This is a genomic window from Fuscovulum blasticum DSM 2131, from assembly GCF_003034965.1.
Lineage (GTDB): Bacteria > Pseudomonadota > Alphaproteobacteria > Rhodobacterales > Rhodobacteraceae > Pseudogemmobacter > Pseudogemmobacter blasticus.
In genome coordinates this window covers 13457-36181 of sequence record NZ_PZKE01000007.1, presented here as the reverse complement: position 1 = coordinate 36181, position 22725 = coordinate 13457, and the positions used below count along the sequence as shown (strand labels likewise).

The 22725-nt window shown below is 61.4% G+C and carries 19 protein-coding genes, 3 tRNA genes, 2 pseudogenes and 1 riboswitch; of the genes and pseudogenes, 10 read left to right on the top strand and 14 right to left on the bottom strand.

Translation table 11 applies throughout. From position 1 onward, the window contains the following. Positions 1–15: 15 nt before the first annotated feature. Entirely contained in the window at positions 16–1401 is a 1386-nt protein-coding gene (locus tag C5F44_RS08815) for a bifunctional enoyl-CoA hydratase/phosphate acetyltransferase (RefSeq protein WP_107673160.1), read from the bottom strand. 98 nt (positions 1402–1499) lie between these two features. Beyond that, a tRNA-Arg gene (locus C5F44_RS08810) sits at positions 1500–1575 on the bottom strand. Positions 1576–1845: 270 nt separating this feature from the next. Here C5F44_RS08810 and C5F44_RS08805 point away from each other — a divergent pair. Continuing rightward, positions 1846–2871 carry a LacI family DNA-binding transcriptional regulator gene (locus C5F44_RS08805; protein WP_107673159.1) on the top strand — a complete coding sequence of 342 codons (1026 nt, stop codon included), beginning with the start codon at positions 1846–1848 and terminating at the stop codon, positions 2869–2871. A gap of 8 nt (positions 2872–2879) precedes the next feature. Here C5F44_RS08805 and C5F44_RS08800 read toward each other — a convergent pair whose 3' ends face one another. The 3 genes from C5F44_RS08800 to dapF all read right to left on the bottom strand — a co-directional run bounded on the left by C5F44_RS08800 (position 2880) and on the right by dapF (position 5483). Beyond that, positions 2880–3302 carry a GFA family protein gene (locus C5F44_RS08800; RefSeq protein ID WP_219908673.1) on the bottom strand — a complete coding sequence of 141 codons (423 nt, stop codon included), beginning with the start codon at positions 3300–3302 and terminating at the stop codon, positions 2880–2882. 82 nt (positions 3303–3384) lie between these two features. Then, positions 3385–4650 carry a tRNA (N(6)-L-threonylcarbamoyladenosine(37)-C(2))-methylthiotransferase MtaB gene (gene mtaB / locus C5F44_RS08795; protein ID WP_107673157.1) on the bottom strand — a complete coding sequence of 422 codons (1266 nt, stop codon included), beginning with the start codon at positions 4648–4650 and terminating at the stop codon, positions 3385–3387. Continuing rightward, the gene (gene dapF / locus C5F44_RS08790; protein WP_107673156.1) at positions 4647–5483 is read right to left on the bottom strand and encodes a diaminopimelate epimerase; all 837 of its coding nucleotides are present in this window, start codon (positions 5481–5483) and stop codon (positions 4647–4649) included. Before dapF ends, mtaB begins: the two co-directional genes overlap by 4 nt. 92 nt (positions 5484–5575) lie before the next feature. Between dapF and C5F44_RS08785 the strand changes: the two genes are divergently transcribed. Together C5F44_RS08785 and C5F44_RS08780 are read left to right on the top strand one after the other, a co-directional pair. After that, positions 5576–5651, top strand: a tRNA-Lys gene (locus tag C5F44_RS08785). Between the two features lie 71 nt (positions 5652–5722). Further along, a tRNA-Lys gene (locus tag C5F44_RS08780) sits at positions 5723–5798 on the top strand. 173 nt (positions 5799–5971) lie between these two features. On the opposite strand, the gene C5F44_RS17820 is transcribed toward C5F44_RS08780, so the two are convergent. From C5F44_RS17820 to C5F44_RS18315, 3 genes are read right to left on the bottom strand one after another with little or no spacing between them, the layout of a single operon-like run. Next, complete coding sequence (locus tag C5F44_RS17820) at positions 5972–6433, bottom strand: hypothetical protein (RefSeq protein ID WP_146161921.1); 462 nt, start codon at positions 6431–6433, stop codon at positions 5972–5974. Next, positions 6420–6878, bottom strand: coding sequence for a hypothetical protein (locus C5F44_RS17980; RefSeq protein WP_181318240.1), 459 nt, complete (start codon positions 6876–6878; stop codon positions 6420–6422). The genes C5F44_RS17820 and C5F44_RS17980 overlap by 14 nt, the downstream gene beginning before the upstream one ends. Then, a complete protein-coding gene (locus C5F44_RS18315; protein ID WP_107673153.1) occupies positions 6773–7639 on the bottom strand; it encodes a TniQ family protein in 867 nt (288 codons plus the stop codon). Before C5F44_RS18315 ends, C5F44_RS17980 begins: the two co-directional genes overlap by 106 nt. A 126-nt stretch (positions 7640–7765) precedes the next feature. Between C5F44_RS18315 and C5F44_RS08760 the strand changes: the two genes are divergently transcribed. Genes C5F44_RS08760 through C5F44_RS08750 form a run of 3 tightly spaced genes read left to right on the top strand, consistent with a single transcriptional unit; the run spans position 7766 to position 9183 of the window. Continuing rightward, positions 7766–7954, top strand: coding sequence for a hypothetical protein (locus tag C5F44_RS08760; protein WP_107673152.1), 189 nt, complete (start codon positions 7766–7768; stop codon positions 7952–7954). A gap of 9 nt (positions 7955–7963) precedes the next feature. Then, a complete protein-coding gene (locus tag C5F44_RS08755; protein WP_107673151.1) occupies positions 7964–8971 on the top strand; it encodes a metallophosphoesterase in 1008 nt (335 codons plus the stop codon). Further along, positions 8968–9183 carry a hypothetical protein gene (locus C5F44_RS08750; protein WP_107673150.1) on the top strand — a complete coding sequence of 72 codons (216 nt, stop codon included), beginning with the start codon at positions 8968–8970 and terminating at the stop codon, positions 9181–9183. The genes C5F44_RS08755 and C5F44_RS08750 overlap by 4 nt, the downstream gene beginning before the upstream one ends. 217 nt (positions 9184–9400) lie before the next feature. On the opposite strand, the gene C5F44_RS08745 is transcribed toward C5F44_RS08750, so the two are convergent. The 5 genes from C5F44_RS08745 to C5F44_RS18150 all read right to left on the bottom strand — a co-directional run bounded on the left by C5F44_RS08745 (position 9401) and on the right by C5F44_RS18150 (position 15612). Further along, complete coding sequence (locus tag C5F44_RS08745) at positions 9401–10600, bottom strand: IS256 family transposase (protein WP_107673149.1); 1200 nt, start codon at positions 10598–10600, stop codon at positions 9401–9403. A 602-nt stretch (positions 10601–11202) separates the two neighbouring features. After that, on the bottom strand, positions 11203–13743 hold the full coding sequence (locus C5F44_RS08735; RefSeq protein WP_219908671.1) for a S8 family peptidase: 2541 nt from the start codon (positions 13741–13743) through the stop codon (positions 11203–11205). Next, the gene (locus C5F44_RS08730; protein WP_107673147.1) at positions 13670–14722 is read right to left on the bottom strand and encodes an AAA family ATPase; all 1053 of its coding nucleotides are present in this window, start codon (positions 14720–14722) and stop codon (positions 13670–13672) included. The genes C5F44_RS08735 and C5F44_RS08730 overlap by 74 nt, the downstream gene beginning before the upstream one ends. 332 nt (positions 14723–15054) lie before the next feature. Beyond that, a complete protein-coding gene (locus C5F44_RS18155; protein WP_235822579.1) occupies positions 15055–15255 on the bottom strand; it encodes a metallophosphoesterase family protein in 201 nt (66 codons plus the stop codon). A gap of 72 nt (positions 15256–15327) precedes the next feature. Further along, complete coding sequence (locus tag C5F44_RS18150) at positions 15328–15612, bottom strand: metallophosphoesterase family protein (RefSeq protein WP_235822578.1); 285 nt, start codon at positions 15610–15612, stop codon at positions 15328–15330. A gap of 1072 nt (positions 15613–16684) precedes the next feature. Here C5F44_RS18150 and C5F44_RS17815 point away from each other — a divergent pair. From C5F44_RS17815 to C5F44_RS08715, 3 genes and pseudogenes are all read left to right on the top strand, one after another. Next, a complete protein-coding gene (locus tag C5F44_RS17815; RefSeq protein WP_146161919.1) occupies positions 16685–17173 on the top strand; it encodes a hypothetical protein in 489 nt (162 codons plus the stop codon). Positions 17174–17327: 154 nt separating this feature from the next. Next, positions 17328–18043 (top strand): annotated as a pseudogene (locus C5F44_RS08720) (IS5 family transposase). 111 nt (positions 18044–18154) lie between these two features. Continuing rightward, positions 18155–19189, top strand: coding sequence for a restriction endonuclease (locus C5F44_RS08715; protein ID WP_107673146.1), 1035 nt, complete (start codon positions 18155–18157; stop codon positions 19187–19189). Here the strand turns inward: C5F44_RS08715 and C5F44_RS08710 are convergent. Continuing rightward, positions 19169–21094, bottom strand: a complete 1926-nt coding sequence (locus C5F44_RS08710) for an Eco57I restriction-modification methylase domain-containing protein (protein WP_107673145.1) — start codon at positions 21092–21094, stop codon at positions 19169–19171. The genes C5F44_RS08715 and C5F44_RS08710 overlap by 21 nt on opposite strands. A gap of 135 nt (positions 21095–21229) precedes the next feature. On the opposite strand from C5F44_RS08710, the pseudogene C5F44_RS08705 reads away from it, so the two are divergent. Then, positions 21230–22302: pseudogene (locus tag C5F44_RS08705) on the top strand (IS3 family transposase). A 196-nt stretch (positions 22303–22498) separates the two neighbouring features. Then, a riboswitch (cobalamin riboswitch) is annotated at positions 22499–22685 on the top strand. Positions 22686–22725: the final 40 nt, after the last annotated feature.

Sequence of the window (22725 nt, the reverse complement as noted above, 5' to 3'; positions counted from 1 at the left end):
GCGCGCGCTGCCCGATCACCGCCGCTTGCCCTGCTGCGCAAAGTGATGGATGGCCGCCACCGCGCAGGAGGCCAGCCGAGACATCGGGCTGTCCGAGCGCGAGTTCAGGATAACCGGCACGCGCGCGCCCAGGACCAGACCGGCGCCTTCGGCATGGCTCATGAAGGCCAGTTGCTTGGCCAGCATGTTGCCCGCATCCAGGCCCGGCACCACCAGGATGTTCGCCCGGCCGGCGACGCCCCCCTTCAGCCCCTTGGTCCGCGCCGCCCCGATGTCCACCGCGTTGTCCATGGCCAGTGGCCCTTCGACCAGCCCGCCGGTGATCTGGCCGCGATCCGCCATCTTGGACAGCAGCGCCGCGTCGATCGAGGACTGGATCGCCGGGTTCACCGTCTCAACCGCCGACAGCACACCAACGCGCGGCTCCATCCCCAGCGAAAGTGCCAGATCAATGGCGTTCTGGCAGATGTCGACCTTGGTTGTCAGATCGGGGGCGATGTTGATCGCCGCATCGGTCACCATCACGGGTTCGGGCTGGCCGGGAACATCCATCACGAAGACATGGGTAAACCTGCGTCCGACCCGCAGCCCAAGATCCTTGTCCAGCATGGGGCGCAGCAGATCGTCGGTGTGCAGGTGCCCCTTCATCACCGCCGCCACGCGCCCTTCGCGCACCATCGCGCAGGCCATTGCCGCCGCGGCCGTGTCTTCGGCAACATCCACGATCTCGACCCCGGTCAGATCGGCGCCCGTCTCCTGCGCCACGGCCTGAATTGCCGCGGCCCGGCCAATCAGCACCGGGGTGATGATCCCCTCCTCAGCCGCCAGCAACGCCCCCTGCAACGAATTCGGATCGTCCGGACAGACCACGGCGGTTGGCAGCGCAGGCAAGGGGCGGGCACGGGCCAGAAGCGCCTCGAAATGACGGTGGCGTTCCACGATCAGGCCCGGAACCTCGATCCCGTCATGGTCAAACTTTTCGGACGGGGCCTGAACCACGGCTTCGCCAGTCAGCACGGGCACGCCATCGCCCGCGCGCCTGACCGATGTGGCCAGCCGAACCGCGCCATCCGCCAGTTTCTCCAGCACCTCGACCCGGGTAATCATCTCTTCACCGGCATGAACGCGGGCATGGAAATCCAGCACCTGCCGGCGATACAGCGTTCCCGGGCCGGGCAGTTTCATCCCCAGAACCGCCGAGATCAGCGAGGCCACCAACATGCCCGGCACGACACGCTCGGTCTGGCCATCGCCGTCCAGATCGCTGTCGGTCAAGTGCATCGGGTTGTGATTGCCCGAGGCGACGGCGAAGATATAGGCATCATCCGCCGTGATCAGCCGCCGCATCTCGGCCACATCGCCCGGGGCAAGTTCGTCGAAGGTGCGGTTGACCAGGTGCATTCAGGCGTCCTTTTCTTGCCAGGGCCGTGTCCAGGTCTGGCGGAAGGTGGCCCCTTGCCCGGCAGACCCTTCCCCCACACCAGCACTGACAGGCTATCTGGTGACCCCGGCAGGACTTGAACCTGCAACCTTCCCCTTAGGAGGGGGACGCTCTATCCGTTGAGCTACGGGGCCGCCGCCGCCTTCAATGCACAAACTGCCACGGCAAGGCAACTCTGCCGCATTGGCCCGCGATGAATTTTGCCTGAAATGGTAAGGGGGAGCGATTTTTGGCCCACCACTCCCCCTCATTTTTCCCTTGCGCCACCGTCTGAGAGCTTGCGGACGCAGGGGTATCGCCGGCGCGGGTGCCGTTAGCGCTATCGGTAGCAAAGGATTGCACCTTGGACAAGGCCTTCCTTTGGCGCTAACAAGATTCCAGTGCCCTTTCGGAAGCCAGGTCCAGTGTCAAAGCCGCCGCCAGATCCCCGCCGTCCGCTGACGCTACGCGATGTTTCAGAAGCCTCGGGCGTCAGCGAGATGACCGTCAGCCGGGTTCTTCGCAACCGCGGTGACGTGTCCGACACCACGCGCGAACGGGTGCTGGAAGCGGCGCGTTCGCTTGGCTATGTGCCGAACAAGATTGCCGGCGCGCTGGCCAGCCAGCGGGTCAACCTTGTCGGCGTGATCATCCCCTCGCTGTCGAACATGGTTTTCCCCGAGGTGATGACCGGTATCTCCGAGGTGCTGGAAGACACCGGCCTGCAGCCCGTGGTCGGCGTGTCGAACTATGACGCCGACCGGGAAGAGCGGGTGATCTACGAAATGCTGTCCTGGCGGCCTTCGGGCATCATCCTGGCCGGGGTGGAACATTCCGACGCCTCGCGCGCGATGCTGGCCCAGGCCGGAATTCCGGTGGTCGAGATCATGGATACCGACGGCACGCCGGTCGTCTCGGCCGTGGGCATTTCGCATTACCGCGCCGGCCGCAAGATGGCCGAGGCGATCATCGGCGCCGGTTATCGCCGCATCGCTTTTCTGGGCACCCATATGCCCGTGGCCGACCACCGCGCCCGCAAACGGCTGGACGGGTTCCAGGAGGTGCTGTCCCGCGCCGGCCTGTCGATCGTTGACCGCGAATATTACACCGGCGGGTCATCGCTGCTGAAGGGCCGCGAAATGACCGAGGCGCTGCTGAAACGCAGCCCGGATGTCGATTTCCTCTACTACTCGAATGACATGATCGGCGCCGGCGGCCTGCTGTGGTGCCTTGACCATGGCATCGACGTGCCCGGCAAACTGGGCCTTGCGGGCTTCAACGGGATGGAACTGCTGGACGGCCTGCCGCGCAAGTTGGCCACGATGGATGCCTGCCGGCTGGAAATCGGCCGCCGCGCGGCCGAGATCATTGCCGGCAAGCGGTCACCGGGCGCGCCCGAGATCATCGAGCTGGAGCCGACGCTGGACCTTGGCGACACCATTCGTCGCTGATCCGTCCGTCAGTCGGGCTGCGGTTCATAGCGCAGGATGCCGGCCACCCTGGCGCTGCCGCCAGAGTCGGCCGGGTGCGACACGCCATCCATCACCGGCACCTCGGCAAAATCGAACGGGCTGACCCCGGCCAGACAGGCAGCGTTGATGCCGAACTGGCTGGGGTCGGACCGCCGCTGGTGGTGGGTGTAGATACCGCAGGTCTTGCAGAAGTAGTGCTTCGCCGTGCGGGTGTTGAACTGGTAAAGCGTCAGGTTTTCCGCGCCGGCCAGAAACTCGATGTCGTCCAGCCGCGCCGAAACCGCGACGGCCCCCCGCATTCGGCAATACGAACAGGTGCAACGGCGCCGGCTGTCGAACCCATCAGCCAGCCGGACCCGGAAGCGCACGGTTCCACAGTGACAAGCCGCGTCATGCACCTTTTGCGTCATCTCTCCGTTCATGGTCGTGGTCTCCGCCGCTGAACCGCTCCGCTCAGGCTGGCAGAGGGGCGGCGCACCGGCAAGATCACCATCAGACCGGCACTGCAGTCAGCCGCCCGTCTTTCACCCCCGTCATCCGCGCCGTCACGATCCGGCCCTCGGGCTGATCTTCGGCAAAGCTGACTTCGGTGAACTGTTCGGTCCGGCCCATCCACGGCGTCTCGGTCAGCACCCGATGCACCTGCCCGACCTGTGCCGCCAGATGCCGGGCCAGCGCCAGATCGCCCGCCCCCCGCAACCGTGCCGCCCGCTCGCGCACCTCCGGCCCCTTCACCGCCGGCATCCGTGCCGCCGGGGTGCCCTTGCGGGCGCTGTAGGGAAAGACGTGCAGGAAGGTCAGGTCGCAGTCTTCGACCAGTTTCAATGAATTGTCGAACATCGCCTCGGTTTCGGTCGGGAAACCGGCAATGATGTCGGCCCCGAAAACCATGTCAGGGCGCAGGCGGCGGGCCTCTTCGCAGAACCGGATCGCGTCGTCGCGCAGATGGCGGCGCTTCATCCGTTTCAGGATCATGTCATCGCCCGATTGCAGGCTCAGATGCAGATGCGGCATCAGCCTCGGTTCGGTGGCGATGGCAAGCATCAGATTCTCGTCCGCCTCGATGCTGTCGATCGAGCTGATCCGCAGCCGCGCCAGATCCGGCACCAGCCGCAGGATGCGCATCACCAGATCACCCAGCCGTGGTGTTCCGGGCAGATCGGCGCCCCAGCTTGTCAGATCCACCCCGGTCAGGACAACTTCAAGAAACCCCTTGTCCACCAGCCGCCGGATCTGTTCGACCACAACCCCTGCCGGCACCGAGCGGGAATTGCCGCGGCCATAGGGAATGATGCAGAAGGTGCAGCGGTGGTCGCAGCCGTTCTGTACCTGGACATAGGCCCGCACCCGGCCGAACCCGTCAATCAGGTGGCCGGCGGTTTCCCTGACCGACATGATGTCGTTGACCTGAACCTTCTCGGTCACGCCAATCAGATCAACCGGCGCGGCCAGCCCGGTCCAGGTTTCCGCCTGCATCTTTTCGTGGTTGCCGATGACCCGCGTCACCTCGGGCATCGCCGCAAAGGTCTCAGGCTCGGTCTGCGCCGCGCATCCGGTGACGATGACCGCCGCACCGGGGTTTTCGCGCGCCAGACGGCGGATTTCCTGCTTGGCCTTGCGCACCGCCTCGGATGTCACGGCACAGGTGTTCACCACCACCGCCCCATCCAGCCCCGCCGCCATGGCAAGTTCCTTCATCGCCTCCGTCTCATAGGCATTCAGACGGCAGCCCAGCGTGGCGAAAACCGGCGGCTTCATGACAGCGCCGCAAGAAAACCGGCCGAAAACCGGCCTTCGAAGACATAGGTCACAGGCCCGGTCAGCCAGACGCCATCCTCGCGCCAGTCAACCACCAGCGTGCCGCCATCCAGTTCCAGCACCACCCGCCGTCCGGTCAGACCCCGCAGATGCGCCGCCACCGCCGTGGCACAGGCGCCAGACCCGCAGGCCAGCGTGATGCCGGCCCCGCGCTCCCAGACCCGCATCCGCAGCCGGTCAGGCCCGATCACGCTGGCAAATTCGACATTCGTCCGCTGGGGGAACAGCGGATCGTGTTCGTAGACCGGGCCCTTTGCCGCAAGATCCACCACCTCGGCATCCGCGACGAACATCACGCAATGCGGATTACCCATGCCAAGGGCCACCGGATCACCGGGCAGGGGCAGGTGCAGCATATCCGCCACCTGCGCCAGCGGCACCGCCTGCCACAGGCGCTGCGGATGGCCCATGTTCACATTCACCCGCCCGTCGGCCAGCCGCTCGGCGCGCAGCAGGCCACGGCTGGTGCGCAAGGTGACGGCACCCTTGCCCAGCCCGCGCATCACATGATCGGCCACGCAGCGGGTGGCATTGCCACAGGCCCCCGCGCGGCTGCCATCGTTGTTCCAGAAGTCCAGCGCGAAATCGGCATCGTCCGCGTCGCGAATCTCGGCAAGCTGGTCAAAGCCGACGCCGCGGTTCCTGTCCCCCACCGCGCGTGCCAGCGCTGCCGTCGTCACCGCCGCCCGGCCGCGCGAATCAATCACGACAAAGTCGTTTCCGGCCCCGTGCATCTTGAGAAAGGGCAGATCTGTGGGGGATGCGTGCGTCATCCCCCGCATATACGCCTGGACCCTGCAGATTTCCAGCCGGTGTCGATAGCCCTTGACCCCCGCCGCAAGCCCCCTTAAAGGCACCCGTGTGTGGGCCGTTAGCTCAGTTGGTAGAGCAGCTGACTCTTAATCAGCTTGTCGGAGGTTCGAACCCTCCACGGCTCACCACACATCCCTTAAGAAACCGCGGCATTAAGGGCTTGACGCCAAAGGCGCCTTGCCTTAGCCAGCCGCGGCGTGGGCCCGTAGCTCAGTTGGTAGAGCAACTGACTTTTAATCAGTGGGTCACAGGTTCGAATCCTGTCGGGCTCACCACTTTTCAGATTGTCAGGCGACACGGGTAAGTATCGCAAACGACGCTGAGATTATCTCAAACCGCATGCGAGATTAACTCAACCCTCTTTTGTCGGGGCGTTGAGAGCGTTTTGCGGTCATGAGAAAGCCCCGCCGATGGGATCGACGGGGCGCAGTTCTGCGATGCTTCGGTTTTAGATCGCGATGACGGGCGCGGCCTCTGCGCGAATATAGATCATGCTACAGCGGTCCGGCAAAGGAATGGGCCGGACCTCGGCCTTGTCGAGCCGGGCGGAGACATGTTTTGCCTGCGTGCCAAGATCATGGGCCATTAGGCCGAGCGGCAGGTAGGTCGCGATGAAGCGATCCACCGCCTCGGGGGCGATCAGCGACAGGCTCTGGCGGGTGCGGGGATTGGTGGCCCGCGTGCTGTCGATCATGCGCCGGGATAGTAAAAGGCTGACGGTCGAGCAGTTGATATGCAGTCGTTTGTTCAGATCGGTTCGTGTGAGGCCAGTGAGCGGCGGCGCCTCGAAGGCCGACTTGACCTCAGCCAGATCCAGTCTGAGGGCAGGCAGGCCGTCGAGGTGGCGCAGCCGCCAGGCAGCTTTCAATCGGCCGTTCTGGACGGCACGCAGCAGATCAGCATGTTGCAACTTGGCCTTGTTGGCGATGCTGTGCAGGGGAAACGCCCCCCTCTTGCTCGTAGTCCACAACCATCGCCCTGTCGAAGATCGAAGCCATGAACCGGTCGAGATCGCGCCCTAGGAACAGCCTGTCCATCTGCGGCAGGGCGATGGCATGCCGCAGGACCCCGACCTCGGCAAAACGGTCGATGGCCGAGGGATGAAGGTTCAGGCGCCGAGCGGCCTGCTTGCGATCAAGACCCGATGCCAGGGCGGTCAACTCGTCTTCATGCTGACCGGGCGCCACCCGCCGTAGATCGTTCCCTCTCAGGCCCTTGGCATTCTGGAAGCGGGCAATGCGCCCGGTGCTCAGCCCGTGCCTGCGCCCCAAATCGGCCCAAGAGAACCAGCGCTGCTCGGTGCGGGGCTTCCCCAACACCTCCTGCCCCGGCGTGAGAGGGTAGCTCTCCAGCACGAAGGTCCGGAAGTGATCGAGGACCGGACGGTGACGGTCCGGCTGCGACAGGCGTTGCAGCCAGCGGGTATAGAAGCCGAAGTCGGTGTAGAACCCCCTCTGTCGCTGGAGGACTGGTGGCGGATGCCGTCATAGGCGTCTCTCAGTGCCTCCGGGCCGTTGGCACAGATGGCAAAGCCTGTGGCATTAGCTTGGACGCGGGCTTCGCGATCCAAGGCCTTCAGTTGCGCGGCTGGGCCGTGCAGCATCAGAATGCCGGCATTCTCGCACAGCCGCGCGGCGACATCGATCGGCAGGGCATCCAGCCACGCGGAGGTTTCACCATGGGAAGGCCGAAGGAGACGATCAGACAGGTAACGCGCAAAGCGCCAAGCCTGTGGCCCTGCTTGCACCAACAATGCCCCCTCGGCCATCCTGCCCGCAAAGTCATGCGGGCAGCGCGGATAGTCCGGCAGTGTCAGCGCTTGGAACAGAACGCCATGGACCGGACAGACATTGAGCAGATCAATCTGCCATTCTGCCCGACCGCCGGTTCGACGATGATCCACAATGTCAGCCTGCACGCAGCGCGGGCAGAGCTTCAGTGTGGAGCGGTCGAGAAAGGCTCGGGGGAGATCGCGGCCTCTGAACTGGAAGCCGCCCGCGCCCGTTGGCATGCAGCTGTGTGCTGCGAAGTCGTCCGGATCCGCCCCGGTGAGATCGGCCAGATCCTGCAGGGCCTCGGGCTCAAGTTGCAAGATGCGGCGCCAGGACAGCCCCATGACCGATTACAATCTGGTCGAGCAGGACCGCAGCGCCGCGAATGCCCAGATCGATGAAAAGCTGAACGCCCAGCCCCAAGCCTCGGACATCAAGCTATGAATACAGCGCCAGACCGGACTCAGAGCATGACCACCTGGCTGGAATTCCTGTGGGCGAACCCGGAGAGTGACTTCGAGTCGGTGATGGAGCTGCATGTCCCGATGAGCGTGCAGATTGAGGTCATGCGCCGGGCCGAAGAGCTGGGCGTGACCCGGGTCGATGTGATGTTGTCCGCGCTGGCGACGTCCGGCATCGTCACAGAACTTGCCCTGTGAACGGATGGCATGGCGCGGTTTCTGGTCTGGAGCGATCTGCATGACGAATTATGGGAGGGCTTTGACCTTCCGGACCCGAGCGCACCTGTCGACGGCGTGCTGATCGGTGGCGACACCCATACGCGCGGACGCCATCTCGACATTCTGGCGGCATCCGCCCGCAAGTATGACTGCCCGGTCGTCCTGATCTGGGGCAATCATGAGGCCTCTGGCTCCGTCTGGTCAGACCTCCTCGCCGAGGAGGCCCACCAACTCGCGGCCCTGAAGGCCGAGGGGCTCGACATTCGCGTCCTGCATGGGGCGGTGACGGAACTTGCCGGAGTGCGGATCATCGGCGCCACGCTGTGGACCGACTTCCGGCTTTATCCCGGGCTGGAGGCTCTCGCCCGGACCGTGGTGCCGCGCCTGCTCAACGACTATCACGCCATACGCACCGCGCCCGGTCGACGCTTTACCGGGGCCGATATGTTGGCCTTGCACGCGGAACAGAAGGCGGCGGTGTTCGAGGCCTTGGCGCAGCTCTATCCCAGCGCAACGATCGTGATGACCCAGCACCTGCCGGTGCGGCAACTTATTCACCCGGCCCGCGAGATTGGCCGCGATCAGGATCGCGCTCTTAGCGCCGGATTTGCCAGCGACCTCTGGGAAGAGATCAAGGCGCATCACATCCACAGCTGGATCTGGGGGCACATAGAAATCTACCAGAAGGTGGATCGGTCGACCCGCCAGCGGGAGGTCGATGGCCATCGCTTAGCCAACCCAGACCATTACCGGCTGTATTTCAGTCTTATTAGGCCTACTCATGCGATTACCCAGTCGGAATTCGATATTTTCTGGGCAGTGGTCGATGCTGGCCCGGACCCAACGGCTCAGTTTCTCTTGGACCTCCATCACCAAAAGGCGCTTGGATCGCTGCGGAAAACGGAAATCTTACTTGAGCGACTTCGAGAGCTCGAGGAAGGCTTTGGACCAGCCAAAGAGCCCGAAATCTTCTACTCGGCCTTGGGCACGTCATGAACGATGCCTATTGCCTGAACCCCGGCGAAGAGAGTTTTATCGTAGATAGTTGGGATCGCGTGGATCGTTTGGTTCCCATCCTTTACGCCCATATGGCCAAGGATGAACGCGAAGTCATCAACAAGCAGTTCTTCGCAGAAGGGCGGGCGCTTGGCTGGTTGACCTCCATTTTGCGCCGAGAAACGTTCGCGCACGGTAAGTACGGGGAATAGGAGAAGCGACGCGAAGATTGGTGGTTATCCGAAAATGAGTTCGAGGCCGCGTACCAGATCATGATCGACCACTATCGCTCGACCGACCTCACGACGATGATAGATACGCCTCGTCCGATAAGTCTTTTTCGCTTGGCGTCAGGCAGGCGATGCTGTCCTGTGGAGTGGTGTAGCTGGCGCTGATCGTCACCGTGATGCTCGGCGCGGGCCAGGTTGATCAGGATGCCGCAGCGGGCAGACTGATGACGGTATTTTCGCCCATCGGTGCGATGGTTTCCAGTGTCATGTAGCGGGCGCGCTGGACGGCCCACTCATCATTCTGTTCGAGAAGCAAGGCACCGACGAGGCGGACGATGGCGTCGTCGTTCGGAAAGATGCCGACGACGTCTGTGCGACGCTTGATCTCGCCGTTCAGCCGCTCGATCGGGTTCGTCGAGTGCAGCTTGGCCCGATGTTCCTTCGGGAAGGACATGTAGGCCAGCACGTCGTGCTCGGCGTCATCCATCAGCGCGGCCAGCTTGGGCACCTTGGGCCGGATCTGGTCGGCCACGGCACGCCACTGGGTGCTGGCGGCCTCGGCGGTGTCCTGGGCGAAGGCTGTGGCGATAAAGGCGGAGACCACCCTGCGCCCGCTCTTTCCGGCATGTGCCAAGGCGTTGCGCTGGAAGTGGACGCGGCAGCGCTGCCAGGTGGCGCTGAGAACCTTCGCGACGGCGGCCTTGATGTCTTCATGGGCGTCGCTGATGACCAGCTTGACCCCGCGCAGCCCCCGGCGGGTCAGCTTGCGCAGGAACTCCGTCCAGATCGGTTCGGCCTCGGATGTGCCGATCTCCAGGCCCAGAACCTCGCGCCGTCCGTCCGTGTTCACACCGATGGCGATGATGACGGCCACCGAGACGATCCGCCCGCCGCGCCGAACCTTGAGGTAGGTGGCATCGATCCAGAGGTAGGGCCAATCGCCTTCGAGCGGGCGGGTGAGGAACGCCTTCACCTTGCCATCGATCTCTTCGCAGAGCCGCGAGACCTGGCTCTTGCTGATCCCCGACATGCCCATGGCCTTGACCAGATCGTCGACGGAGCGGGTGGAGATGCCCTGGACATAGGCCTCCTGGATCACCGCGGTCAGCGCCTTCTCGGCCATCCGCCGGGGCTCGAGGAAGCCGGGGAAGTAGCTGCCTTTCCGAAGCTTCGGGATGCGCAGCTCGACGGTTCCGGCGCGCGTCTCCCAATCCCTGTCGCGGTATCCGTTGCGCTGCGCCCGTCGCGCCGGATCCTTCTCGCCATAGGCCGCGCCAGTCACGGCGCCGACCTCCAGCTCCATCAGCCGTTCGGCGGCAAAGCCGATCATCTCGCGTAGCAGATCGGCATCAGGGGTCTTCTCGACGAGGTCGCGCAGGTTCATCATGTCGGTGGTCATCGGTGGTCCTCTCGGTCCTGGGTTGGCGTAAGCAACCAGACCCTAACCGAACATCCCCGGTGACCACCTCAGCCAGAACCTACACCACGGTCAGGGACAGCATCAGGCAGGCTATGAGGACGGACCTACTAGCGTCCTTGCCCTGGTTACCAAAACTGACGATGGTCTAGTCAGTGCCCTAGGCATGTTTGTGTCATCTGTCGATAGTAGTGACCGAGGTCGCTACTTCGTCCTCAAGCGCGAAAACGTCGGTACCTTCTTGGACTTCGAATCTGTCATGAAGCGGCTGGCAGAAATCGCGGCGTCCGGCCCACCTGAACTTCGGGTCAGAGCGATGGAATTGCTCGCCATGGCGAACATGGAACGCCATTAGATCGGCGCTGCAGCCTCGAAGCGAACGGGCGGATAGAACTTCAGGGGGGTCAAAATTGGACGCCAATAACCCTCCTTAAGGGGTCAATTTTGTACGCCGAAACACACACATAATGCGCGAAGAACTGGAAGGCTGCAGCGCGGCATGGCGCCCGCAGCGTCTCGCAAAGGTCGTTAATTACTCAACGCGTGGCGCTCAAGGCACTGGACCTGCCATCAATATTCCGCTGCTATCTGACATGTGTGCGCTGCGGATCACGCAAGCGATCACGCACTTGGTCGTAAATTTCGTTCACGCCGGGCATTGTGATCGTAACGGCCAAGCCAAAGGTGACCGCCTCGTCTAGGCGGGTTCCTTGATCTGGCTCACGCTGAACCCACAAGGGCAAACTCATGTCGGCCGCCACAACGGCGGCCCCATCGCCGCGCCAAGAGCGAGTATAGACGCTGCCGCGATTGGTTTGGTTTAGATCGGGCTGATCGCCATGCGCTTTTACGCTAAGGCGGTCGATGTCGTCAGGATCAAGGATCTTCATCCTTACCGTTCGATAGGATCGGCGCCCGGCGAGGACCGGCGTGAACCATGCTAGGGTTGCGGACAAGGAATGCGGCATGGCTTTACCTCCATAGGCAGCCGGTATCGGCACTGAAACTGCCAAGCGTTGCTCCGGGCCCAATTCACCCGTTGCCCAGAACGTCGCCCGATCCGCAGCACATGTGACGGCCTCATCGGGGTCGACGGATCCATATCCGACGAACCGACGAATATTGTCTTTTTGCCTCGGGGCCTGCCCCCTGCCATGCGGCCCGAGGAGTCGACGTACGAAGGACGCCGTGGCGTCCGGCCATCTGGCCGGGTGTACCAGGAGCGCCTTTAGCAATACCGCGCGGTTTCGTGGGGGCAGATACAGAAATGCTTCGCCATATGCTGCTTCCAGTGCATCATGGATCCGATGTGCGGTTCTCGATGCTACAGAGGTCGCAGCGCTCGTGCCATTGGTGTAGCTCTCGGCGCCTTCCAATCCTTGACTGGACGGAGGTGCGGCAACCTTAAGTCCGGCTCCCCGACCCGGACGACCCGGTGCAACCCGGATCGCCGCTCCACTGCCGCTGGCTGTAACGCGCAGATGTTCTCGCGCACCGGGCATTAGAATGTCGGGCTTTACGGAACCAGCGAAGCCGGGTCCCAGTGCGCTGGAAGGATTTGATGTATCCAGCCAGGGATAGGGATCAACATTTGTCCGCGCGAACACACGATCCGCAGCCGAGACGCAGTCTGAATTCTTGGCACCGATAGTTAGTCCGTTGACGGTCTCCCCTGGAGCCAGCAATCGGCGATCTGCCTGAATATTCGCGAGCGCCTGTATAAGCGCCGACGACCGGGCATCCGGCGTTGCTCCCTCAAGATCTACGCTTGTCGTGTAACCTGGGATTTCAAAATCCCTGATGATATTTCCTGCGCTGACCAGAAAGAGAATCCCGAACCTATACGCAAGCCGATCAAGGAGCCTCGCCCAGGGCGACATCTGGCCCTGAAACTGTCGATGTCGATTTCCCAGTGACAAATTGACGATGATGACGTGGCGAGCGGTAGGTTCCGCCGATTCCCGCATATGTAGGATTGCCTGATAAATGACATCGACAATCAGCCTGTCTTCCGGAAACGCGTCAGCGGCTCCGAGAACTGGGATGCAGTGAATACGGCGGGGCAACGGTGCCTCAGGCCGATTGCGGTCACCATGAATGATAAGGGAGGCCATCGCGGTGCCATGCACACGCTGGTTCACCATTGCTTCGGGTTCCAAACCAAAGAGGTCTTCGACGATCAAGTGCTGTCGCAAGAGCGGATGAGCCGCGACAGGAACTCCGTCGAGCAAGGCCAGGATGGCATCGGGCGAAAGCTCTTCGCTCTGTGCGACTGCCCCAATGGGCAGCATATCTTCCACATCCAACGCTGTCGCCACGCTTTGCGGGCGGATATGCATAACAGGATCGAGACCCGCGACGCTTGACTGAGCGCGATCTATGATCGCGCGGATTGCGTTTACGGGCAGGCGCGCCAGAAGGGCGTGATAAGCGATGTCGTCGAGCCTTGCCCGGCTGATGATATTTCCGCCGCGCGACTGGATTGCCGTTTCAACCTCAGTTTCGTTCGACCTTCCGGCTTTGGCCTGCGCGCGGAAGACCAGCTCAATTTCAAGTGTGATCAGTTCGTCATCAGCGCGCTCGGCGATCTGCGCACTCAGGATGTCACGATCAGTGCCCTGAACCCTGTCGGACGGTCCCCATGGCCGTAGATCGCGCAGGCAGTCAAACACGTTGCGCCATGGGGTGAAGCCCGTAGGAACTTCCCCGGTTTCCAACCAGATAGACCAAAGACGTAGTATTTGCTCCAAGGCCTTGGCGTCGGGTATCAGCAGATAGGCAACAGGCTGCTTGTCCTCGTCGGAGGGCAGATCTTCCTCATCGATCAGCTCAAGGCCCACCACCTTCGTGATCGCGCGGGCAAAGTCTTGAATGCTTCCACGCACTTCGAAGACGAGTAACCGTTCCGGCGCGAGTGCTGTGGGATCTTGCTTGAGTTCAAGTCCAGCAGGATCCCGAGCAAGCACATCGGCCAAACGCTGGAACTTGGGTCCGTGTCTCTGTCCCTGCGCCTGCCGCTCGAACTTCTCGGGCCCCTGCGGGAAGCCGGGATTATCCCTTGTCAGACGTCCCTGCGGTTTTCCGGGCTCGAGCCGAAGAAGTGGTTTTCTCGGGTCGCTGACCATCCAGTAGTGCCTCCGGCCTCACTCGGGAGGTCCAGAGATCGAGTTCGATCTTCAGCGCCGTGTCGACAGACACCTCTCCCAGTCCCAATATCTGCCTTCGACGCACGCTCTGACAGAAATCGAGCGCTTCGGCATAGCTTACCGCCCCAAGCTTTCCGGCAATGGAGCGGATCGTGAGGCTTGGTCTATCTGGCCAATGAGCGATCACGCGGTCAAGATATTCTTCGACTCGGGCCCTGTCCGGCGCTGGAAAATCGAGACGCAGCTGGAATCGTCGCCACACTGCTTTGTCCAGCAGTTCGCCGTGGTTAGTCGCAGCGATAACAATCACATAGCTCGGCAATTGATCGAGCTGCATCAGTAGGAACGAAACAACCCGCTTTATTTCTCCGGTTTCATGCGTATCGCCCCGCTCTTTGCCAATTGAGTCGAACTCATCAAAAAAAAGGACGCTTGGCCGGGTTCGGACATAGTCGAACAGTTTGCGCAGGCGCGTATTTGTCTCACCCAGATAGCTTCCGATCAACGCATCGTAGCGTACCATGAGGAACGGAAGGCCGAGAGCTTCGGCCACGGATTCGGCAAAAGACGTCTTTCCGTTGCCGGGAGGTCCAGACAGGAGAACACGGTGACGAGGCTCATATCCATGAGCGCGCAGCACATCGGCTCTGACATGCTCCTGCACCAGCTGACGGCCATTTTCCTGGACAGGGAGCGGCAGAAGTAGCTGCTCCATCCTGGTCTGCGGTTCGATTTCCAGAATGGCGTCTTTGCCCGCCCCGGACTGCAAAGAAGCCGAGGTCAGCGTTGGTGGTGAGACCGGGACATTCGACATCGCCCTCTCGAGCCGATCAGCAACGATGTGATGGTTCTGAGCGCGCTCCTCGGCCACCAAGGCCTCGGTCGTTGACCGCAGCATGTCCCGATCACCGACTGCACCGGCGCGCACAAGAGCTATCAGGAGGTCACTTCTCGCCATTGTTCAATCAATCAGAGTTCGCGCTGCTTCGGTGAATCCTACAAGGAATTTGCTGAAGTGTCTTGCCCACAAATGGACCGATGGCCAGATACTGCTGCTGCCTAGGCATCTCAAGATGCTGCGAACGGCTGCTTCGGGAATGCTGCAGTGCTGCACCCGAAGAACTCGACCGACGGCAAAGGGCCGTCTTCACTACAGTGGCTTGGCGTCGCACGTTGGTGTGGAAACAAGCAGCTGAAACCGACCGAGGCGGACGTCTGGGAAGCTGGGGCATTACCGCCCTTCGAAGAAGCCCCTGCGTGTAGGAAAGGCCTGTGCCCGGCCATATCTGCCTAGGCGCGCGGCTCCACATCCTTCCAGTGCCTGTGCTGCGGCAAGGATTTTGCGCGGCGAGCGGCGTCAATCAGGGTGACAGGGTAAAAGCCCCAGACATCGACACCGACATTCACGCTGTTGGCGGTGCCCTGCCAGTTGCAATGCACATGGCCGAACAGATGCAGAGCCCCCTTACGTGCGTGGTTCCAGGTCATCATCGGGTAGTGGCAGAGCGTGACAGGTTTGTCGGCCGCCGGATCATTCAGCTCAGCGAGCCATGCTGCGCTGTCCTAGGGCAGCGCCTGCGTCAGCCGGCCGTCATGGTTGCCGACGATCAGATGCCGCCGCGCGCCGGGCAACTGGCTGAAGAGGTTCAGCAGCCAGTCTTCGTCCTTCGCCTTCGGTCCAAACGCGAAGTCGCCCACGATCCAGAGGTCATACCCGGGGCCGACTTTCTCCCAAAGCCGCTCGACCAGCACAGAGTCCATATGGCTGGTGTCACGGAACGGGCGCTGCGCGTTCGCGACGATGCTGCCACAACCAAAATGCAGGTCGGCAGTGTACCAATGGGCCATCAATCACATCAGGCCTAGGCCTGCCTTCTGGCGGGACGGCCACACACCGCCGCTGGGTCGTTCTTTGGGGCCTAACGTCCATCAGACCACGCACTCTGCACCAAGGGAACCCCTCATTGTCCGGAATTTCTCATACGAACCGAAAGGCGCCAAATCTGTAATAAAGGTGAAGATGACGTGAAGTGAGATAAATTCAGATGTCGTTTGAGATAACCCTTCATGTCAAAAAACGAAACAAATCTATTTTAAATTAATGCCATGCAACTTTGATTGAGATACTTACCCTTGTCGCCTGACACGGATTGTCAGGCGACAAGGGTAGTCCCGCCAAGATGCCACGGAGGTGACGATGAGAAGAGACTTGGGTCCGTCGCGTTGAAAACCGCCCGGCGCGGGTGACCTTAAACAGGAAAAGCTAAACCCTGGCAGGTTTGGCTTCCCATATAGGTGAACATCATAGCGGGCCGAAGCCCGTGGACATCCTCGATTCAACAACTTGAGTGTTCCACAAATTTCGGCCCGCATCAAGCGAAACCCTCTTCCCAAGAAAGGAGAAGGGCATGACCTGACATATCTGGATCAGGCGTTATACGCGCCGTCGGTTCGGTTGCATCGAGCATGTCTGCGCCCATTGGCGCAGCTTGCCGACGTAACCTTAAGGCGAGCGTGGTCTGTCGCGCCATGCGTTAGCGGCACGGCAGGCGAAATCTTTGTTAACCAACCTAGGCGGCACCGCGGTGCCGCCTTTTACAGTAGATGTTACCGGAAGCCTGTTTGACGTGCGCAGTGTAGCTGACGGGTTGATCTGGATTCCCATTTTCTTTCATCGGCTTACGGATGTTTCACGCGATACGACGCCGACGTTGCTGACCTGAAAATCGGCTAAAATCGGAAAAGACGCGGATATTCCGGACGCTTGGGTAGCTCTCATAACCTGAAGGCCGCAGGTTCAAATCCTGCCCTCGCAAAAACTACAAGTCTTATCAAAGACTTCAAAGCCGATCATAACGCTCGGCTTTCGTCGTTCCAAATTCTTGTCAACACTTGGTCAACGGTTTACGAGCCGTAAGCGTTGCATCTGACCCCGCCCGCAGGCTCTGAAGACGGGTCTGCGCCCGTGCTATGCTGCCCCGAACCCGGAGGACAGCATGGCCGAAGACAATCCCCCTTCCAGCCATTCGGCTTCACGATTCCCATCAGCTCGACCGGGCGCCACATCTGGCCGCCTGGTTTCAATAATTTCATCATTGAAAAATTGGACGCTGGCGAATTGGCTGTCCAGCAAGTCGAACCGGAGGGTCAGCTTGCGCGATCTCTCATCTATAAATGGTGGGCAAAGAGCAATTCCGACGAAGAAGCCGAACGACCGATCAATTCCTTCGCTCAGGTCCGTATTGAGGAAGCTCCGATAGGAAACGCGGCCCCTGCAAGATCACCATCCTCGGCGGACATACGCTGCATTCATGTCCACGGCGCGGTCAGTAGTCTGGTCCTGCTCGCAGACTATCCCATCAAAAATCTGATCCAGCTCGTCAAGGCGATGGAAGTCGCGGCATGTTGATGACCGATACGCCATACCACGCATTCAGCAGAGCAATGGAAAGGGGCCCAAGATGATATCCCCCTCAGGCAATTTTAGGATTTAGCTTGCGACTGGGCCGGTGGATTTTCGGATGGACATGGACGGGTTGCCATGTTTCGCAGGGAGGTGAGTCATGTCGGCGGGATTTTGGCTATCGGGCCGTGCTTGGGCGGCGATTGAGCCGCTGTTGCCCTCGAACCAACCGGGCGCGCGGCGGGTGGATGACCGGCGCGTCATCAGCGGCATCATCCATGTGCTGCGGGTCGGCTGCCGGTGGGAGGATTGCCCGGCCGATTACGGCCCTTCCACTACGATCTACAACCGTTTCAACCCATGGAGCCATCGCGGCCTCTGGGGCCGCATCTTCGCAACCCTTGCGGCGCAGGCGGAACTGCCGGGCGATCTCAGCATCTACAGCACCGCCGTTCGCGCGCATCGCTCCGCACACGGCGGAAAAGGGGGGCGAAAGTTCAGGCCATCGGGCGCTCGCGTGGCGGTCCAACCACCAAGATCCATGCCCTGACAGATGGTTGCGGGCGGGCCGTGGCCTTCACCCTCAGCCCCGGAAACCACGCCGACATTTCCGAAGCTCCGACGCTTCTGGACAAATGCCCCGCGCCGAACCGTCTTCTCGCCGACAAGGGGTATGACGCGAACAGCCTGCGAGACCGTCTGGCCGCAGCCAAAACCGAGGCCGTCATCCCCTCGACCAAGTCACAAAAACTCCCTATCCCCTACGACACCCAAGCCTAACGAGACAGGAACCTGATCGAACGGGCCTTCTGCCGTCTCAAGGACTGGCGACGCATCGCCACCCGATACGACAAACTCGCCATCAACTTCGCATGAGCCGTCGCAATCGCAGCCGTCATCATCTGGTGGACTTGATTGAGTCTGGAACCTAGAGGATCACTGATCCAACTGCTAGCCTTCTAAAGAACTTGAGAATGTTGAGGCACGATGAGTCAGGATTACGCGCGAGCAATCGCCGATAGTGCTCTTACGATTTACGATCCCATTGAAATTGGCGACCCCGACCTGTGGATACCCACACCCGAACTTGAGGGGCTGCTGGACGAGCGGCTACGGGGTATCAGCCTGGCCGGCTTGGCCCTCCGGACACGATCAAAGGTGATCAAAGAGAACGTCTGTCGCGCTTTGGGCTACCCTGTGCCCCCAAGCTTCAAGAAGACCCAACCCCGCTTTGTCGGCCAGATGTTCGACACCTATGCCCAGAAGTCTAACAACCTCCAAGTCTGGAACGAGGAGCTCTCCCCGACGCGCCGCTATGTCATCCTGCGTGTCGATGACGCAGACCAAATCGTACGGGTAAAGGTCGTCAACGGCGAGGAGCTGGCGCAGCTCGACACCACTGGCACCCTGACACAGAAATATCAGGCGAGGCTGATCCCGGGGTTGGCATCCGAGGAGTTGACCTCCCCGACCGACACCGACTCCCTCCTGCCCCACACCCGGGCCTGGGCGAACCTAGCCCAGACCGTGAGCCCGATACACCATCCCGCACACGGCCTCCTCCTGCCAATTGGCGAAGTTTTCGAGAGGTTGCGCGGCGCGGTTGGCCAGTCCTTCCCTGATGCGGGTTGGGATCAGGAGCGTAACAGGGGCGCCGCGCTGCACCGCATCGTCTGCGAGCTTCTGGGCTATGCCGATTACCGCGACGATGGGCGCTTTCCCGATGTTCGGAACCAGTTGCTGGAGGTCAAGCTACAGACCTCACCAACCATCGACCTTGGCTTGGTGAGACCGGCCAGTGAGGAGCCTCTGGACGTTCCGCAGATCGCCGGAACGCAGGTCCGCCACTGCGACGTTCGCTATGCCCTGTTCTATGCCCATACTAACGGGGCTGAGGTCACTCTGACGCACCTGTACCTGACGACAGGGGCTAGCTTCTTCTCTCGCTTCCCGCAGTTTGGCGGAAAGGTCCTCAACAAGAAGCTCCAGATACCGCTGCCGTCAGACTTCTTCGACAGGTAGTCCGAACGCTGCCCACACCATTCTGTCAATACGCTGCTCAAGCGCTGGGTCTGGGCCATCGGCCATCCGGGCGTACAGGTCACGACAGGCAGTCACAATCTCTCGTGCGCCGCTGCTGGCGGGGTCAGGGAGGGGGAACTGCTCGACATACTGCGTGATGAACCGCCGCCGCCCCGCATAGAGCTTGTTATTGAAGCGGAGGTCATAGAAGCGCTCGATGAAGGTGGAGTTGGCCACGCCCACCGCGAGCCACAACAGGTCCTCATCGCCGGTCAGCCAGTAGCAGTCGCCATTCACAACCGTCCCCTCAAGGTCCATCCAGAAGGTGGGCTGCTCGGAAATATCTCGGAACACCAGCTTCGGCCCGGGCCAATCCGCCGGGTTCTGCGGTACCCAGATTTCATACCACTGTCGCCCGGCCTCAATTACATAGCTGCGGTCCTCCAGGGTCCGCCGGTGCTGCTCAAGGTATGTGAGGCTGGCCGGGTACTGTGACAGGTCCACGGCTTGCTTTTTGCCATCAACCGCGTGGTGCGGGTACAGGACCAGCCGGTTGTGTGGCTCGGGCCGAAAGCGCCGCGCGTTGTGGTGCGTCGTCAGAGGTCGGTGCAGCTCAAGCTCGCGTTCCCATTTCTTGGGCAGGAACACCTTGTCGGCGCACGTCTTGATCCCGACCCTGATCTTGCCAATGTCGCGGAAGGTGCCCCAAGTGTGCCTTTCCACGGTTGCCAACCAGCTTTCCACGCCTGCCGACGCCAGACGCCACACCCCGGCGGGATCCCCACCCGTGTCCAGCGTCCCGTGTTGAACGAGGAAGGTCCGGCCATCGGGAACAGCCACCGCGCCTTGTTTCCCAAGGGCTTCTATCGGGTCAGCGGCCGTATGCGCAGGCTCGTCTTTTGTCTGGTAGATTGTCAAGAAGGACGGCGCGGCAGCCTCCACACCTGCGCCACGAGCGATAAGCACGGCAGGCAGCACTGCAGCATCGAACAGCTTTGTGTCGCCTAAGTCATAAACTTCGCGCAGCCTGAGGCCAGTCATCATCTCGGCGCGCGCGGATGCGCCGCCCTTTGTCGTCATGAATCGGTTTGAAACGATGAACCCCGCCGCACCTTCGGGTGCCAAAACTGTCGCCATGCCAAGCAGAAAGGCGTGGTACAGGTCGACGCGCCCGGTCAGCCCAAACTGCTGGGCGAGTTGCTGCGCACGGTCGGCACCCATGATTTGTGTACGTACATACGGTGGGTTGGCGATGATGATGTGATAACGTTCCGGGCTGCCGAACAGCCCGTCCGTGAAGTCGTCAAGCACATGGTCCAAGAAGCTGCCAAGGCGAAGGTTTAGGGCAGCCTGTGGATGTTCGCGAGACAGGCGCCTGCGAGCCTCAGCCAACGCCAAATGGTCTGTCTCAAATCCGAAGACTTCGACAGGCCCATCAATTCGGTCCAGTAGAGCGAGGAGCAACTCGCCGTGTCCTATGGCAGGGTCAAGAACCCTTATGGCCCGTCCAGATGCAAGGTCGGCGGTTGCTAGGATGCGGGCGGCCACGAAGTCAGCAAGAGCTCTGGGTGTGTAGGTTGCCCCGTCAGATTTGGCCTTCCCAACGTCGCCATAGCGTTTCGTGAACCTCACAGCCTCTGTCACTGGGTTATCCTGTTCTTTTATTGTTCTCAGCAAACTTACATCGGAACGTTTGAGAGTTCCACTTCGAACCAGGCGTAAGCAAATCCATTTGCCGCCTTCGCTTTGAATATGTGTGATGGCGCCTTTATACAGTTGTCGAGCATGTTTCTTGGCGTACCAAAACCCTTTTGCGCGGTCAGCCAGTGGAGACGAGTTATCCCATACATGCAGAACGGATCGTCGTACGCATGGGCTGCACTGGTACGCCAGCCCTTCCCTCATGAGCTCCCCCCGAAAATCGGACAGTGACGGAAGCTATGATCTGACGGCTGCTGGTCTCCAAGAACGAGGAGATCAGGGCATGAAGAAACGCAGGAACCATGCGCGGGATTCAAGGCCCGCGTAGCGCTAGAGGCCGTGAAGGGCGAGCGCACAGTGTCGGAACTGGGCGCCGAATACGGCGTGCATCCGACGATGATCCACCAATGGAAGAAAGCTTTGCTGGACGGCGCGGCGGACATCTTCGAGCGGGGCGGCAAGAAATCCCCTGAGGTCGACGAAGATACGGTGCGAGCGCTGCACGCGAAGATCGGGGAGCTGGCTGTGGCCAACGATTTTTTGTCACGAAAGCTCAAGCCTTGGATCGGCAAGTGAGTCGCGGGATGGTCGACAAGAACCACCCGAGCCTGTCAGTCGGGGCGCAATGCCGCCTGCTGTCGATCTCGCGGTCGTCGTTCTACTACGAACTGATGGGCGAGACGGCCATGAACCTCGACATCATGGTGGTGATCGACAAGCAGTTCTTCGAGAAACCGTTCTACGGTGTACAGCAGATGACATGGCATTTGCAGAACGAGGGCCATGTTGTGAACGACAAGCGCATCCGGCGACTGATGCGCCTGATGCCGATCTACCAGAGGCCTGACACCAGAAAGCCCGCGAAGGACCACAAGACCTACCCCTATCTTCCGGGCGGTCTGCGGGTGGAGCGGCCCAATCAGGTCTGGTGCGCCGATATCACCTACCTGCCCATGCGTCGGGGCTTCCTCTATCTGGTCGCCATCATGGACTGGCACACCCGGAAGGTTCTGGCCTGGCGCATCTCGAACACGTTGGAAGCCGACTTTTGCGTCGAGGCGCTGAACGAGGCAGTCCACAAGTTCGGCCCGCCCGAGATCATGAACACCGATCAGGGATCGCAGTTCACGTCCTTCGCCTGGACCGACCGACTGAAACGGGTCGGCACCCGGATCTCGATGGACGGCAAGGGGCGCTGCCTCGACAACATTTTCATCAAGCGTCTCTGGCGGTCCCTGAAGGATGAATGCGTCTATCTGCACGCCTGGGAGACCGGCTCGCAGGCAAAGGCCGGCGTAGGCCGATGGATCACCTTCTACAATCACCAGCGGCCCCACGCCGCCCATGGCGGACAGCCGCCCGCCGTGTCTACTTCAACACAATCGAAACCGATCAGCAGGTGCAGGCCGTAGCTTAAATCAGCCGGAGAACTGTCCAAGGATCGAGGAGGAGCTCAAGCTTAGCCGGCATGGCGACCTCAGCACAGGACCGCGCGCGGTCGCCATTCTCGCAGGATCAGCCGCCTGCAGCCGGGCCGGATTGCGGCCAATTGCTGCGGCATCCGGGGCGGGCTTGACAACCTGAACGCGACGGGCGCATCACCGCCCGGCTGGTGCCTGTCTTCATGACAGGTGAAAAGGGAATGTGTCCGTGGCCGCCTGGCCCAGAACACAGCCGCCCCCGCGACCGTGACCGGACAGGTCACCCACCGCCACTGGCCTGACCGGCCGGGAAGGCAGGGTTACCGCCAGGGGCAAGCCCCCCCTGAGATCCGCAAGCCGGGAGACCTGCCAGCGCCGAACGACGCTGACCGGACGGGGTGTTCCGGTGTCGGG